Origin of the sequence: Photobacterium sp. CCB-ST2H9 (assembly GCF_023151555.2) — a bacterium.
GTDB lineage: Bacteria > Pseudomonadota > Gammaproteobacteria > Enterobacterales > Vibrionaceae > Photobacterium.
In genome coordinates this window covers 1,443,778-1,459,100 of the sequence record NZ_CP100425.1, presented here as the reverse complement: position 1 = coordinate 1,459,100, position 15,323 = coordinate 1,443,778, and the positions used below count along the sequence as shown (strand labels likewise).

The 15,323-nt window shown below is 47.9% G+C and carries 13 protein-coding genes; 4 read left to right on the top strand and 9 right to left on the bottom strand.

Going from position 1 to position 15,323, the window contains the following annotated elements; genetic code table 11:
• Positions 1 to 3: 3 nt before the first annotated feature.
• The 5 genes from cyoD to L4174_RS06870 form a co-directional block, all read right to left on the bottom strand.
• Positions 4 to 315: a cytochrome o ubiquinol oxidase subunit IV gene (gene cyoD / locus L4174_RS06890; protein ID WP_248139801.1), complete on the bottom strand. Its 312-nt coding sequence runs from the start codon at positions 313 to 315 to the stop codon at positions 4 to 6.
• Positions 315 to 920 carry a cytochrome o ubiquinol oxidase subunit III gene (gene cyoC, locus L4174_RS06885; protein WP_248139800.1) on the bottom strand — a complete coding sequence of 202 codons (606 nt, stop codon included), beginning with the start codon at positions 918 to 920 and terminating at the stop codon, positions 315 to 317. Before cyoC ends, cyoD begins: the two co-directional genes overlap by 1 nt.
• On the bottom strand, positions 910 to 2,937 hold the full coding sequence (gene cyoB / locus L4174_RS06880) for a cytochrome o ubiquinol oxidase subunit I (RefSeq protein WP_248139799.1): 2,028 nt from the start codon (positions 2,935 to 2,937) through the stop codon (positions 910 to 912). The genes cyoC and cyoB overlap by 11 nt, the downstream gene beginning before the upstream one ends.
• A gap of 8 nt (positions 2,938 to 2,945) precedes the next feature.
• Entirely contained in the window at positions 2,946 to 3,845 is a 900-nt protein-coding gene (gene cyoA, locus L4174_RS06875; RefSeq protein ID WP_248139798.1) for a ubiquinol oxidase subunit II, read from the bottom strand.
• A 527-nt stretch (positions 3,846 to 4,372) separates the two neighbouring features.
• Complete coding sequence (locus L4174_RS06870) at positions 4,373 to 5,131, bottom strand: sulfite exporter TauE/SafE family protein (RefSeq protein WP_248139797.1); 759 nt, start codon at positions 5,129 to 5,131, stop codon at positions 4,373 to 4,375.
• A gap of 305 nt (positions 5,132 to 5,436) precedes the next feature.
• On the opposite strand from L4174_RS06870, the gene L4174_RS06865 reads away from it, so the two are divergent.
• Together L4174_RS06865 and L4174_RS06860 are read left to right on the top strand one after the other, a co-directional pair.
• Positions 5,437 to 7,848 carry a chitinase C-terminal domain-containing protein gene (locus L4174_RS06865; RefSeq protein ID WP_371929383.1) on the top strand — a complete coding sequence of 804 codons (2,412 nt, stop codon included), beginning with the start codon at positions 5,437 to 5,439 and terminating at the stop codon, positions 7,846 to 7,848.
• Between the two features lie 459 nt (positions 7,849 to 8,307).
• Positions 8,308 to 8,964 carry a murein L,D-transpeptidase catalytic domain family protein gene (locus L4174_RS06860; RefSeq protein ID WP_248139796.1) on the top strand — a complete coding sequence of 219 codons (657 nt, stop codon included), beginning with the start codon at positions 8,308 to 8,310 and terminating at the stop codon, positions 8,962 to 8,964.
• A gap of 506 nt (positions 8,965 to 9,470) precedes the next feature.
• On the opposite strand, the gene ald is transcribed toward L4174_RS06860, so the two are convergent.
• The 4 genes from ald to L4174_RS06840 form a co-directional block, all read right to left on the bottom strand.
• A complete protein-coding gene (gene ald / locus L4174_RS06855) occupies positions 9,471 to 10,586 on the bottom strand; it encodes an alanine dehydrogenase (protein WP_248139795.1) in 1,116 nt (371 codons plus the stop codon).
• A gap of 445 nt (positions 10,587 to 11,031) precedes the next feature.
• On the bottom strand, positions 11,032 to 11,298 hold the full coding sequence (locus L4174_RS06850; protein ID WP_248139794.1) for a hypothetical protein: 267 nt from the start codon (positions 11,296 to 11,298) through the stop codon (positions 11,032 to 11,034).
• Positions 11,299 to 11,396: 98 nt separating this feature from the next.
• On the bottom strand, positions 11,397 to 12,008 hold the full coding sequence (locus L4174_RS06845) for a 2OG-Fe(II) oxygenase (RefSeq protein ID WP_248139793.1): 612 nt from the start codon (positions 12,006 to 12,008) through the stop codon (positions 11,397 to 11,399).
• Positions 12,009 to 12,155: 147 nt separating this feature from the next.
• Complete coding sequence (locus L4174_RS06840; protein WP_248139792.1) at positions 12,156 to 13,217, bottom strand: triacylglycerol lipase; 1,062 nt, start codon at positions 13,215 to 13,217, stop codon at positions 12,156 to 12,158.
• Positions 13,218 to 13,386: 169 nt separating this feature from the next.
• Between L4174_RS06840 and L4174_RS06835 the strand changes: the two genes are divergently transcribed.
• Together L4174_RS06835 and L4174_RS06830 are read left to right on the top strand one after the other, a co-directional pair.
• On the top strand, positions 13,387 to 14,025 hold the full coding sequence (locus L4174_RS06835; protein ID WP_248139791.1) for a transglutaminase family protein: 639 nt from the start codon (positions 13,387 to 13,389) through the stop codon (positions 14,023 to 14,025).
• A 233-nt stretch (positions 14,026 to 14,258) separates the two neighbouring features.
• On the top strand, positions 14,259 to 14,945 hold the full coding sequence (locus L4174_RS06830; RefSeq protein WP_248141621.1) for a GntR family transcriptional regulator: 687 nt from the start codon (positions 14,259 to 14,261) through the stop codon (positions 14,943 to 14,945).
• Positions 14,946 to 15,323: the final 378 nt, after the last annotated feature.

Sequence of the window (15,323 nt, the reverse complement as noted above, 5' to 3'; positions counted from 1 at the left end):
GGCTTACAGCAGCATGTTCACGTGCAGATTGACCATGATCCAGATGGAACCGGCAATCAGAATCAGCACGATAATCGCTGTGAAGATAAAGGACATGGAGTTCCACAGTCCCTGTTCAGAGCGATCCATGTGCAGGAAGTACACCAGATGCACCACCAGCTGAACCACAGCACACACCAGCAGAATCGCAACGGTTGTTGTGGTTGGCAGGCTTTTGGTTGCTGCGAAGTAAAAAGGAATAATGGTCAGAATCAGTGACGCAATAAACCCTTTAATGTAATCACCGTAACCGGTTTGATGCTCTTGCTTCGCCATTACAATACTCCCAGCAGGTACACGATGGTGAATACGCAGATCCAAACGATATCCAGGAAGTGCCAGAACATACTCAGACAATGGAAACGGGTTTCCATCACGTCGTTCAGGCCTTTGGTATTCAGTTGAATCAGACACACAACCATCCAGATCATACCGGCAGTCACGTGCAGACCGTGGGTTCCGACCAGTGTGAAGAATGCAGACAGGAACGCGCTGCGATCCGGGCCGAAGCCTTCTTCAATCAGGTGATGGAACTCATACACTTCCATGGCCAGGAAACCAAAGCCCAGCAGGAAGGTCACGTACATCCAGCGCTTCAGACCCGCAATGTCTTTGCGTTTCATCGCGATCATACCGAAGCCGAAAGTGATACTGCTGAACAGCAGCATCATGGTTTCAGTAAATACAAACGGCAGCTCAAAAATATGCTTGCCACTCGGACCACCAGCCGTATTGCCACACAACACGGCATAGGTAGCAAAGAGCGTTGCGAACAGAATGCAGTCGCTCATCAGGTAAATCCAGAAGCCTAGCTGCTTGGTTTCACCGATGTCGTGATGGTGTTCGTCGTGCTCGTGATGATCAACCGCATTAGTGTGCATAGTCGACCTCCATCTCGTCTTCGTCGTCTTTCGATGTTGGTGTCGTGGTCGCACCAGCAACACGTGCTTTATGGGCTTCCTCAATCGCTTTCACTTCTTCAACTGTGACGTAGTAGTCCACATCGTCGTTGAAGCTGTGCTTGATCCATGCGCCGATCATACCCACCAGACCGACTGCAACCAGCCACCAGATGTACCAGATCAGACCAAAACCAAACAGCAGTGCGTATGCAGAGATGATGACACCTGTCCCTGTGTTTTTCGGCATATGAATAGGTTCATATTTCACAGGCTGATTCGTTTCACCACGTTCTTTCTGATACCAGAATGCATCCAGTTCGTTACCTTCAGGCAGTTTAGCAAAGTTGTAGAACGGTGGCGGAGACGAGGTCGCCCACTCCAGCGTACGGGCATCCCACGGGTCACCGGTGACATCACGCAGAGCTTCACGGTCACGGAAAGTGACGTACAGCTGCATGATCTGACACAGAATACCGCACAGAATCAGCACCGCACCGCAGGCAGCAACGGCCAGCATCGGGAAATACTGTGGTTCAATATGCTGGCTCAGACGACGGGTCATGCCCATGAAGCCCAGGACGTACAGCGGCATGAATGCAACGAAGAAACCGATGATCCAGAACCAGAAGGCACGAACACCCCATTTCTCGTCCAGCTTGTAGCCAGTCGCTTTCGGGAACCAGTATGCAAAGCCTGCAAAGCAGCCGAAGACCACACCGCCGATAATCACGTTATGGAAGTGCGCAATCAGGAACAGACTGTTGTGCAGCACAAAGTTCGCTGCAGGCACTGCCAGCAGAACGCCGGTCATCCCACCAATGGTAAAGGTGAACATGAAACCGATGGTCCACAGCATAGGCGTCGTGAACTTAATCCGGCCACGGTACATGGTGAACAGCCAGTTAAAGATCTTCACCCCTGTCGGGATCGAAATCACCATGGTGGCAATCCCGAAGAAGGCATTCACGTTCGCACTTGCACCCATCGTGAAGAAGTGGTGCAGCCATACGATGAAGGCCAGGAAGGTGATGACACCAGTTGCCCACACCAGAGAGGTATAACCGAACAGCTTCTTCCGCGAGAAGGTCGCAACCACTTCAGAGAACACACCGAAGACCGGCAGCACCAGAATGTATACTTCCGGGTGACCCCACGCCCAGATCAGATTGACGTACATCATCATGTCGCCACCCATATCTACGGTGAAGAAGTGCGTGCCCAGGTAACGATCCAGCGTCAGCAGCGCAATGGTCACGGTCAGGATTGGGAACGAAATAATGATCAGAATGTTTGCACACAGGGATGCCCAGGTGAATACAGGCATCTTCATCATTGGCATCGACGGTGTACGCAGACGCATGATGGTGGTGAAGAAGTTCACACCTGACAGAGTCGTACCGATCCCGGATATCTGCAATGCCCAGATCCAGTAATCGACCCCGACCCCAGGACTGTACTCTTTACCCGACAGCGGCGGATACGCCAGCCAGCCCGTTTGAGCAAACTCACCCACAAACAGAGACATGTTGATCAGTACCACACCCACAACGAACAGCCAGAAGCTCAGGGAGTTCAGGAATGGGAAAGCAACGTCACGTGCACCAATCTGTAGTGGAATCACGATGTTCATCAGGCCGATGATAAACGGCATCGCCATGAAGAAAATCATGATCACGCCGTGTGCAGAGAAGACCTGATCATAGTGATGTGGCGGCAGGTAGCCGGTCTCACCCGCGGCAGACAGCACTTGCTGGCTCCGCATCATGATGGCATCCGCAAAACCACGCAGCATCATCACAAACGCGACGATGATGTACATCACACCAATTTTTTTGTGATCGACAGTAGTGAACCACTCTGTCCAGAGGTAGCGCCATTTACCCAGATAGGTAATGCCGCCTACCAGGGCGGCACCGCCCAGCAATACGATCGCCAGCGTCACCATGAGGATTGGCTCATGGAAAGGAATGGCGTCCAGTGTTAATCGTCCAAACATAATATGTCCTAGAATGTTTGCTCAGCAGAAAATTCCGGCGTGATCGTACACGTCAGCGAACCTTCAAACTGATTCAGGATGGTAAGCAACATGTCAGAAGGCACATGTGAGTAATAACTCACTGGCACGTTCTCACTTGGCTTCGCGATGGTCTGGAAGTCACTCAGGGTCTTCATCTGATTGTCAGATGCCTGAACTTTTTGCACCCACTCGTCGAAGGTTGCCTGATCTTCCAATGCCAGCGCTTTAAACTTCATGCCAGAGAAGCCGTGACCGCTATAGCCCGCTGAAATACCATCGAAAACACCAGCTTCATCAGCAATCAGATGCAATTTGTTCAGCATACCGGTCATGGCGTAAATCTGACTGCCAAGCTGTGGAATGAAGAACGAGTTCATGACGCTGTTTGAGGTGACATGGAACTCAACTGGGACACCTTTCGGGAATGCCACTTCGTTGATGGTCGCAATGTTTTGATCCGGATAGATAAACAGCCATTTCCAGTCCAGAGAAACGACTTCGATTTTCATCGGCTCCACTGTACTTTCAATCGGCTGTCTTGGATCAAGTGCGTGAGTAGAACGCCAGGTAATCGTGCCTAAAATGGCAATAATAATAATTGGCACAGTCCACACAACCAGCTCAATCTTGGTTGAGTGAGACCACTCTGGCGTATATGTTTCGCCGGTGTTTGATTCACGATACTTAAACGCAAAGTAGAACGTCATCAAAATAACCGGAATAACGACAATCAGCATCAGTAACAAAGATGTGATTATCAAATCTTTTTCTGCAACACCGATCCGACCTTTTGGATCAAGCAGCGCAAATTGACATCCTGACAGGAATAGGCTCATAAAAAATACAAAGCCACCCGACAAGATATTCTTATATCTTGAGGTTTTCATGTTCTCTCTCAGCTTTTTGGGCAAAAGTCGTCATTCAAAAAGTCACAAGCACAGATCGAACGACTACATGAGTTATTATTTTGATCTGAATCAATACGCAGTTGCTGCGTCCGGAGTCTAATAAGGTAACCCCCTGACTAATCAGTGGTACGCTTTATAAACGCTCACTGGTTAACCAAACGATCAGGCTTATTCGTACGCCACACCCAGCGTCGGACACACCTCCTCACAGATTGTTACATTTGAAATATTTTGCCACTTTCACTTCTGAGTTAACACTCACTAAAAATGAAACATTAGATCTAGCATTTGAAATCTTGCTTAAAGTGTGACCATTCAGACAAAAAAATCGCAATTAACCATATTTAAAGTATGGCTAATCACGGTTTTTAAATCAGAAAAACAGAGTAAATGTGTAATGCGTTGAATAATATTCAGTTCAATGCATTTGCAATGAGAAGAGTAAATTTCAATATATTATTGTTAATTTTATTAACAAATAAAATTAAATAAATTAACCAGAAATTTTAATTTAGCATTGCTGCAATACAGCCGCTGAGCGTCATTAAAAATAAAAACCACTTCAATGTTTTCGCACTGGCATGAATCGCAAACTTCACAGCAAGGTGAGTTCCGAGAATTGTTCCTGCCGCAAGTACAAGCCCGGGAAGCCACAAAACCAGTCCTTCATAAATAAACAAAGCCAGAGCGACAATCGTGAACATCAATGTACACAGCATCTTCAGTGCGTTCGCTCTGACCAGATCGTAGCGCAGCGTTCCGGCAAGCGCAGCTAGAAGCACAAAACCGACTCCCGCCTGGACAAACCCGCCGTAAAAACCCGCAATCCCCAATCCCCACCAGGAGCTTGGCGTTTCTGCCACTTTCCTGGCAATGGTCCCGGGCTCAGGTGCAACCACACTCGGCTTCACCAAAATGATCAGCGCCATCAGCAGCATCGTGCCCAACAGCAAAGGCTTGATCCACTCAGAAGGAGCATATGCAGCAGCACCGGCTCCAATCAACCCGCCAATGACCGTGGGAAGTATGATTGGCCCTGCATCGCTGAACTCCAGTTTTCCATGCCGGCGGAATCCGAAAACGGCCGTGATTGCCTGTAAAACGACACCTAACCGGTTGGTCGCATTTGCCACTTCAGCAGGCATCCCCATCACCATCAATGCAGGCAGCGTCAGGTTCGACCCGCCACCAGCCAGGGTATTGATGATACCGGCAAGAAACCCTGTGAAGAGTAACAGTGACGCGTGGAACAATGTGATATCCATATTCATTCCTAATCAGCCCGAAGAAGTCAGCAGTTATAACCGACACCATAACATTTTGTATACATGAAGCATTCCTAATTCCCTGATCAAACAGCTTATTTCTGCCTAAAAACCAACCAGACAATTTGTTTGCCCACGCAAAGTAATGGTGAATATGTTACAGAATCTGGCCAAATTTGTGTGATCATTGACCAATATCCGAACAATTAAACTCGGAATAACAAGAAAAAACCTATAGTTATTTCACGACTAAACATAAGTCTGTCACTTATTTTATTTTTTAATTTTTTGTTAAGGAACCATAGATGTTAACGATGAAACAAAAGCGCAAGCATGCGAAGCATGGCTTTGCGCTGGCTGCTCTCAGTGCAGCCTGTATGCTGAGTTTCCAGACGCAGGCTGCAACAAATTGTCGTCCGGATGGTTTATACCAGACGCCGGGTGTCACAGTCCCCTACTGTACTGTGTATGATCAGGACGGCCGCGAAAAGATGGGCGCCGACCATGCGCGACGCGTTATTGGTTACTTCACCAGCTGGCGCAGCAGCGGTGATCCGCAAAACAGCTACCTCGTCAGCGATATCCCATGGGAAAACCTGACGCACATTAACTATGCCTTTGTCAGTATTGGTTCTGACGGCAAAGTGAATGTCGGTAATGTCAACGATCCCAATAACCCGGCAGTCGGTAAAGAATGGCCAGAGGTCGAAATTGACCCGGCGCTGGGTTTTAAAGGCCACTTCGGTGCCTTGGCAACAGCCAAAATTAAACATGGTGTCAAAACGCTGATTTCCATCGGCGGATGGGCTGAAACGGGCGGTCACTTTGATGATAACGGGAACCGGGTTGCAGACGGTGGTTTCTATACCATGACCACAAACGCTGACGGCAGCATCAATCATCAGGGTATCCAGACCTTCGCTGACTCAGCTGTTGCGATGATGCGTCAGTACAAGTTTGATGGTCTGGATATTGACTATGAATATCCTACCAGCATGCAAGGTGCCGGTAACCCGGATGACTTCGCTTATTCTGATGCAATGCGCCCTCACCTGATGAAGTCCTATCATGAGCTGATGAAAGTACTGCGTGAGAAACTTGACCAGGCCAGTGCTCAGGATGGCCATCACTACATGCTGACGATCGCAGCGCCTTCATCCGGCTATCTGCTGCGCGGCATGGAGACCATGGCGGTTACCAAATACCTCGACTATGTCAACATCATGAGCTACGACCTGCACGGTGCGTGGAACGAATTTGTCGGTCACAATGCTTCACTGTACGACAGTGGTCTGGATGCTGAACTCCAGGCGGGGAATGTCTATGGTACGGCACAGTACAAGAAGACCGGTTATCTGAATACCGACTGGGCATACCATTACTTCCGTGGCTCTATGCCTGCTGGCCGGATTAACATTGGTGTACCTTACTATACCCGTGGCTGGCAAGGGGTCACAGGCGGTACCAATGGCCTGTGGGGCCGGGCTGAACTGCCAAACCAGAGTGACTGCCCTGCAGGAACCGGCGCCGGTACCAGCAAGTGTGGCTTTGGTGCAACCGGCATTGACAACATGTGGCATGACAAAGACGCCAACGGCAAAGAAATGGGTGCAGGCTCCAACCCAATGTGGCATGCCATGAACCTTGCGAACGGCATTTATGGTAGCTATACGGCGGCTTATGGCCTTGATCCGGTCAACGATCCGGATGATGTTCTGCGTGGTACCTATAGCCGTCATTACGACAGCGTGTCTGTCGCACCTTGGTTGTGGAACGCCGAGAAGAAAGTTTTCCTGTCAACCGAAGATAAAGAGTCAATTAACACCAAAGCAAACTATGTTGTCGATCAGGGCATTGGTGGGATCATGTTCTGGGAACTGGCAGGTGACTACAACTGCTACAACCTGGATGCCAACGGTAACCGCACCACAGTTGATGAAAGCGAAAACGCTTGTAAGACAGGCAATGGTGAATACCACATGGGTCACACCATGACCAAAGCCATTTACGACAAGTTTGCCAGTGCGACACCTTACGGTAATACCGTCGCTGAAGGCGCGATTCCAACATCCGCTGTGAATGTTGAAGTTGGCGTTTCCGGTTTCAAAGTCGGTGATCAGAACTATCCGCTGAACCCAACCATGACTGTGACGAACAAGACCGGTGTGGCATTGCCGGGTGGCACGGAATTCCAGTTCGATATTCCGACTTCCACCCCGGACAATATGTCGGATCAATCCGGTGCAAATCTCACAGTCATCGCTTCCGGCCATAGCCGTGGTGACAATGTGGGTGGCCTGGATGGCAGCTTCCACCGTGTCTCTTTCAGCCTGCCAAGCTGGAAGCAGCTCGGTAACAACGAGAGCTTTGATCTGACGCTCAACTACTTCCTGCCAATCTCAGGTCCTGCGAATTACACCGTCCGTGTGAATAACACAGATTATGCGCTGGCCTTTGAACATCCGGAGCTGCCATTGGCTGATCTGAACAATGGCGGTGGTGATACCGGAGGTGGTGACGGAAATCCTGGTGACTGTGTCACCACAGGCATCAACACTTACCCGAACTGGCCACAAACGGACTGGGAAGGAAACCCAAGCCATGCGGCAAGCGGAGACAAGATTATCTACAACGGTGTTGTCTATCAGGCAAAATGGTGGACCAACTCAGTACCGGGCAGTGACGGCAGCTGGGACACTGTTTGTAGTGTCCAGTAACCGAAGAAAGATTCTGCTCAATAAAGCGGGCACACATGCCCGCTTTTTTACGCCTGAAGATTTGTTTATTTTTTAACCCGAATCGTTCTGGGCCAACAAAAAAATGCGATATTAAGCTCAAAATTCAAACAAACAGTGCATTCACATAATTTTTCTGCTTTTTCCTAGTCACGACTTCTTTTCTCTTTCCAAAACAGGACATTATTCCTGGAAGAGGTAGTAATTTGTTAAAAATGAAATATTACTACCAGGGATGGATTTAATTTTTCATTAAACACTGTTCATATTTTAATTTACTGTTTTGTATTAATAAATGTATCAATTTTGAGAATTTAACCGCAAAACAGCTTGAAAAGTTTTGACGTAAAACTAGTGATAAGAGGGCTAAAAAAATTCAAATCCTATGGTAGAGTCGCTTTGTCTTTGGCATAAACGAATTAGAAGAGTGTAATCAAGGAAATGAAACAAGCCATCTACCTATTCATTTTAATTTTTTGTTATCTCCCGCAATATGCATCAGCCAGCACAATTCAGGGACCCGTAAAACAACAAATACAGCAGAACAAAAATCCTGACATTTTAATTCAGCATGTGTACGAAGAAGCAGGTTTGAAAGGAAAGCTGGATTACGATGTCTTTCAAAATGGATATAACGAATATTACAATACAAAAGGACGTAAAAAACAGCTGCTGACCATTATTGACTACAGCAAACCTTCTACAGAAAAACGTTTTTTTGTCATTGATTTAAAAAACAACCGACTCCTGTTCCACACGTATGTCACCCACGGTGTGAACAGTGGTGGTGTTGTTGCCAAACACTTCTCAAACATTGTGAATTCACGTCAGACGTCACTGGGCACCTTTCTCACAGATACCACTTATTTTGGCGGGAACGGTTACTCACTGCGCCTGGATGGTCTGACGAAAGGCAAGAACGATAATGCACGCCGCCGTTATATTGTGGTTCACGGCGCCCCCTATGCAACGGAAGACTTCATTCGTCGTCATGGTTATTTAGGACGCAGTTGGGGTTGCCCTGCTCTGCCGAAAAATCTATCCAAAGAAATCATCGATACAATTAAAGGTGGCAGCGTTATCTACGCTCGCGCATGATTTAAACAATCTGACCAACTTTTATCTTGGCCTTTATATTCTCATAAAGGCCATTTTCATTGTCAGAGAAATATCAATTCCTGCTTTCATGATCATTCCTGATAGATTGATCCCATTTTTCACTTCAGCGCCATTCATTCTGAATAGAAAGCCGGATTTATTTGTCTGATTATTTCGACAGGTCGACACTATCCCATCTTTGCCTGTACTTTCTATCCGGTATCAGATGTCAGATTTATTCCGACAGAATCTCAATCCACCATTCACATCATCACGAAGACAGACATAACCAAAGTGATTCACATGAAGGCGTCTCTGCATAGCCAGCAATGATGAATATAGTGAGCTTATTTAAGGCAAATAAAACAACGCAGAGACATGAGGTTGAAATGAAGAGATTCTGTGAGATTCGCTGCCCGGTCAATTTCAGCTGCGTTCATCACCAACACAAAGCAAAAAAAATCCCTGCCGAAGCAGGGATTCGTTTCATTCGCTCAAAAGCAAGCTTATGCCAGTACTTCTGCGGCATCTACATATGGCAGATCCAGAGCAGTAGACACTTCGTGGCAAGTGATTTGACCACGGTAAACATTCAGGCCGTTCAGCAGATGTTTGTCTTCTTTCAGCGCTGCTTTATAACCTTTGTTTGCCAGTTTCAGGATATATGGCAGAGTCACGTTGTTCAGTGCGAAAGTTGAAGTACGCGCAACGGCACCTGGCATGTTCGCAACACAGTAGTGAACCACATCGTCAACGATAAAGGTTGGATCACTGTGAGTTGTCGCGTGAGAAGTCTCAACACAGCCACCCTGGTCAATCGCAACGTCGACAATCGCAGAACCTGGCTTCATCTTTTTCACCATTTCAGCGGTAACCAGTTTCGGAGCAGCAGCACCTGCAACCAGAACACCACCGATGACCAGATCCGCTTCCAGTACGTGTTTCTCAATCGCGTCTTTCGTCGAGTAAACACACTGTACTTTGCCTTCAAACTGAGCATCCAGTTTACGCAGAACATCGATACTGCGATCCAGCACAACAACATTTGCACGCAGACCAACAGCCATTTGTGCTGCGTTTGCACCAACAACACCACCGCCGATCACAACAACTTTCGCAGGCTCAACACCCGGGACACCGGCCAGCAGCATGCCGCAACCGCCACGAGATTTTTCCAGAGCAAAAGCACCTGCCTGGATTGACATACGACCAGCAACTTCAGACATCGGTGCCAGCAGTGGCAGACGGCCAGCTTCATCTGTCACAGTTTCGTAAGCGATACAGACCGCTTTGCTGTTCACCAGATCATGTGTCTGCTCTGGGTCTGGTGCCAGGTGCAGGTAAGTAAACAGAATCTGACCTTCACGCAGCATTGCACGCTCAACAGCCTGAGGCTCTTTTACCTTCACAATCATTTCTGCTTCAGCAAAAACATCAGCAGCTGTTGGCAGAATCTTCGCACCAGCATCAATGTAGTCCTGATCGCTGAAACCGATACCGACACCCGCCTGAGTTTCAACGTAGACCGTGTGACCGTGTGCAACCGCTTCACTCACGGAAGCCGGCACCATACCCACGCGGTATTCATGAACTTTAATTTCCTTAGGTACACCAATAATCATGTTCGTTTCCTTGCTGCTTGTCAGAGGTTGTGAAGACAATAATGGAATCCAATTGAAATGTGTCACCGTTTTTTAACCAAAAACCAACAAATGAAACCAATCAAATCTATCAATACAGCATTTCATCCTGTTTATGACTTACATCACACAACAAAAGGTCAAAAATAGCACCCATTACAGGCCCTATCACTGGATTCAAGACTAAAAACTGGCCTTAAAGTCCAAATAACTCCACAAAATCAGAATTTTTAACTTTACTGATAATATTAACATCCTAAATAAATGCAGTCGTGCTGCCGTTCAGAAAAAGGCGGAATAAAATTCCAATATTTTGGGGTGTGCGCCAGCTAAAACTGAAATATTTGACTAAGGAAGGCAGAAAAGCGGGATAAAAAACAACAACGCCACCCGAAGGTGGCGTACGATGACGAGGCTTTACAGAAATTTAAACGTCGTCTTCCCAGGGCATCTCAGGTAAAGCATCCAGATGCTCTGAGTATCGCTTGAGATTGAACTCGCCATCGTTTTTGGCAACATCGAATACTTCGACAGACAGGGCGCAAGCAATCATCTCAATCGCTTCTTCTCTTGGAGTCCCGGTCATCACCAGACGCATCAAAGTCTCTTTCACCTTGATCGGGTTACCGTCGGCCAACTGGTTTTCGACAGCTTCCACCAGCATTTCGCCTGTCATGATGTCGTCGTCTTGCATGGATATATCCTTCGTTGAATCAGAATCAAGAAAGCATACTACAGGAGCCTGACGCCGATCTCTATGCTGCGATCTCTGCACTCAGGCTTGATTGATGTTTACAGCGCAATATCCAGCGTACCGTGACTGACGCCATTGAGCCTGAACCAGCCAGCAATACTGAATCGCTGACGATTCGCGGGTAATACTTCGTGCGGGAAATCTTCTGATAAGAACACCACCAGCCGCCCCCCTTTGGGTGTCAGTCGTGTTAAATAACTGTCGTCATCCTGATACATCACCAGTTCCCCCCCATCGGACTCTTGCCAGTCCTCCGGATTGAGGTAGAAAACAGTGGTCAGTTTACGGTTCGCCCGGCCACGAAAACTGTCCCGGTGCTTCAGATAAAAATCGCCCGGCTCATATTTAGCAAAATGTGCTTCATATTCGAACAGCCCCAGATAAAGATATCGGTTCGCAGCCTGGCGAATCATTTCCATCTTTTCCAGATAATCCCGGACCGGCTGACCCATATCTTCCGACAACCAATGGATCTTGTCACTGCGCACAGTATGTAGCAGTGCATGATCATCCTGACGTCCGATCCCCGCCTGAGACCACTCAGATGGCAGGCACTGATACAACGCATCCACTTCAGTGACCGAAAGAAAGTCATCCCATACACACCAGCCTTGCGTGTGCAGTGTGTCAATCATGGCTTCAAAATCCATGGCGTGTCCGTCTGTATACCTAAGATGAGGGCTTTATAGACACTCGCTCTGCGGCACTCAAATCATTCCATGACTGATGACGGCAATTTTTTTTCATGGATAAACAGATTCAATCATGACTACAAAATGATTTCATCGATATGCGTATTAATGACTATTAGCAAGCACCCAGCCTTGCACCCGACGGGCAACACCGGGATCGGTCAGCAAGCCCATATGATTCATACCACCACACACCCATTGATTTTGCACTGGAAACTCTAAAGACAGATGGTGTTCGGTTGCTTCACCCAGTGCGCTGGCAACCGGCACCAGCCCGTCACCTAACCGGCGGCTTCGTGCATCCTGCACATTCTTGCGAAGACAGCCAGCGATCGCAAAGCAGGCGACACCATCTGGCAACGGTGGACGAAGCTGTCCTGTATCCGGAACACGACGTTCCCAGGCCGCATGATGAATCGCCCCATGACAAAGATCTTTACTCCCGGCACTTCGCATTCTGGCCAGTGTTGCAAACGGCTGAAGATAAGGGACCGCGGCAGTACGCTCTTCAACCCAATGGGCCATCTGCGCCAGCGGAGCTCCGTTGTGCGGTGTGCCCAATGTGATCAAAGTGGCCAGTTTCTGAATCCATTTCACCTGATGCCGGTTTGCATAAAAACAGGCACTGCGACTGACAAGCCCGCCCATGCTGTGAGCAATCAACACAATCTCTTTCACTTCACAGGGCCAGATATCGACCAGCTGCTCCAGCATCAGCGCAAACTCTTCCCCGTTTATTGAAACATGCCTGCCGGTGTTATAGCGAAGATAAACAGGTGTGTAACCAAACTTAGCCAGCGCTCTTCCGTGGTCATGTGACTTCCGCTGCCACTGGCTGTCGTTCATACACCAGCCATGAACACAAATCACCAGTCGCGGCTGAGGTGCCTTCAACTGCCCGGCAAGCGCCACAGGATCCAGGTTCAGGCGCATCATCTGACTGCTGAATGCCATCGTTTGAGCCAGACGGCTTCGCCGCTCTGCCAGCCCGTCCCCCATCAGACCATTCAGGGTCGCGATCACCAAATCGCTTGGGGCAGGCGGCAACCCGGATTCAAGGAAATCACCGAGCCCGGCTTGCCATTGCACTGCATTTGTCGAGACACGGTCCGACAAATCATTGAGCCATAATTGGAGGGTGCGGTTCATCCGCTGTTTCAATGCCATGGTATTTACCTCGCGATTACCTTAATCATCAGATCTGGTACCACGAAGATCAAGCAGTGGTGAGTGTGAATCAGTTCAAGCATTGAGATAAAAAACTATGCGTGGATTCGCCACAATAGAGTTAAGGCTCTAATCTAAAAGTCTAATAACAGAAAGGACATCAAGATCAATGAGCACGGCAGCACATTTAGCAGCAACGGAATACTTTGATTTCTTCCACCCGGACATTCAGGCGTTCAGTCGTCAGGTCACAGGTTCGACACCCGTCGAAAAAGCGATCAGCATTTATAATCTGGTCCGGGATGAGATTGTTTACAATCCCTACACACTCAAGGATGGCTTACCCAGTTTGAAAGCCAGCTACTGTTTGCAAAACAACCAGGCCTATTGTATCCCCAAAGCTGCACTGATGGTCGCGCTTTGCCGCTTGCACGGTATCCCGGCCCGCCTGGGACTGGCTGATGTGATCAACCACCTATCAACGCCAGCGCTCGTCGAATGGCTCGGTACCGATTATTTTGCCTTGCATGGCTATGCGGAAGTCTTGCTGAATGAAAAATGGGTGAAAGCAACACCCGTGTTTAACAAAGAATTATGTAACAAGTTCAATGTTGAGCCGCTGGCATTTGACGGCCATCATGATGCCATTTTGCAATCCGCGACAAATGATGGCAGCAAACACATGGAGTATGTAAAATATCACGGTTGTTTTGATGATATGCCCGTTGAATTTATTCAGGAAACCGCCTCAAAGGTTTATCCTCATTTTGCCGACATTTTCGCAACTGACAATCTGACGGCCCGATAGCCCACCACAGCAGTGAACCGTGGAGTGCTATACCTCTGGTTTATGGCACTCCCTGATTGACATTCCGCTGGCACTCATACTTACTTTTCATATTTATTTTACTCTGAAAAGTTATTTCGCTTTTTACCTCCAATTGCATACAATAACGAAGCAGCTGGAGAAGCTTTAGGAGAGAAGTAGTGACCACGCCAGTGAAAAAGAAGTCGACGCTAAAGAAGTCCCTTCCTGAGAATATGGCACAAACTCAGGACGATATTGTTTATGGCCACATTTTTGACGCCATTCTGGAACAGCGTCTGCCACCGAACACAAAACTCAATGAAGAAGCTCTGGGTGAGATCTTTGGTGTCAGCCGGACCATTATTCGCCGTGCATTGCTGCGCCTTTCAGTCGAGCAAATTGTCAAAATTCGCCCGAACCGTGGTGCGGTGGTCGCAGCACCGAATGTAGAAGAAGCCAGACAAGTTCTGAAAGCACGTGAAGTGCTGGAACTGGCCATCACTGAACTTGCAGTTGAACACGCCACCAGTGAACAAGTCGCAACCCTGCGTAAACTGGTCGAAGAAGAGCATGCTGCTTTTGATCAGGGTGATGTCGGCCGTGGTATTCGTTTGTCCGGTGAATTCCATATCCAGCTTGCCACGATGGCGAACAACCCGCCTCTGCTTTCTTTCCAGCGCAGCATCGTTTCACAGACATCATTAATCATCGCGCTTTATGAAGTCGGAAACCGTGGTCAGTGTTCATTTGATGAACATAATCAGCTGCTGGATGCCATTGAGGCTGGTGAAAAAGAAAAGGCTGTCGCACTGATGCGTAACCACCTGGGTCATATCAACGCGAAACTGGCTCTGGATGATGAAGCGATCAGCAGTGACTTACACGCCGTGTTTTCTGATGTCGTATTGAAACGACGATAAATTGAGAACAATACAAATTAATTTACAAAACAATATTGTATACAATAAATGCATGCCTTATACTTTCTTCAGTGGGGCATGCAGCCTTCTCGTTCAGTTCGGTATTGTATAAAGTCGCTGCTGCACGCTCCCACCTACCTGCTTGTCCCTGTTCTGGATACTCTTTTCCTGCAATCAGACTTTCTTCGGACGGTTTGTCCGCTATAAAACCACACAGAGAAAACATCCAATATTGTATACATATCCCAATATGATTTTAGCAATCGTTAAGTTTTTTCATGCCAATATCAAAAGTTCGTACTGACTGATATTGCGATCTGAAGTGCAGAGGAGTCCAGAAGGTAGACAGCCAATTTCAGACATAAAAAAAGGAATAGT

What these genes read in the sequence shown, in the direction of transcription:
- L4174_RS06865 (WP_371929383.1), top strand. Translation starts at nt 5,437, where the DNA reads ATGTTAACGATGAAACAAAAGCGCAAGCATGCGAAGCATGGCTTTGCG.
- L4174_RS06830 (WP_248141621.1), top strand. Translation starts at nt 14,259, where the DNA reads ATGGCACAAACTCAGGACGATATTGTTTATGGCCACATTTTTGACGCC.
- cyoC (WP_248139800.1), bottom strand. Translation starts at nt 920, where the DNA reads ATGCACACTAATGCGGTTGATCATCACGAGCACGACGAACACCATCAC.
- L4174_RS06870 (WP_248139797.1), bottom strand. Translation starts at nt 5,131, where the DNA reads ATGGATATCACATTGTTCCACGCGTCACTGTTACTCTTCACAGGGTTT.
- L4174_RS06860 (WP_248139796.1), top strand. Translation starts at nt 8,308, where the DNA reads ATGAAACAAGCCATCTACCTATTCATTTTAATTTTTTGTTATCTCCCG.
- L4174_RS06850 (WP_248139794.1), bottom strand. Translation starts at nt 11,298, where the DNA reads ATGCAAGACGACGACATCATGACAGGCGAAATGCTGGTGGAAGCTGTC.
- L4174_RS06835 (WP_248139791.1), top strand. Translation starts at nt 13,387, where the DNA reads ATGAGCACGGCAGCACATTTAGCAGCAACGGAATACTTTGATTTCTTC.
- cyoA (WP_248139798.1), bottom strand. Translation starts at nt 3,845, where the DNA reads ATGAAAACCTCAAGATATAAGAATATCTTGTCGGGTGGCTTTGTATTT.
- cyoB (WP_248139799.1), bottom strand. Translation starts at nt 2,937, where the DNA reads ATGTTTGGACGATTAACACTGGACGCCATTCCTTTCCATGAGCCAATC.
- L4174_RS06840 (WP_248139792.1), bottom strand. Translation starts at nt 13,217, where the DNA reads ATGGCATTGAAACAGCGGATGAACCGCACCCTCCAATTATGGCTCAAT.
- ald (WP_248139795.1), bottom strand. Translation starts at nt 10,586, where the DNA reads ATGATTATTGGTGTACCTAAGGAAATTAAAGTTCATGAATACCGCGTG.
- cyoD (WP_248139801.1), bottom strand. Translation starts at nt 315, where the DNA reads ATGGCGAAGCAAGAGCATCAAACCGGTTACGGTGATTACATTAAAGGG.
- L4174_RS06845 (WP_248139793.1), bottom strand. Translation starts at nt 12,008, where the DNA reads ATGGATTTTGAAGCCATGATTGACACACTGCACACGCAAGGCTGGTGT.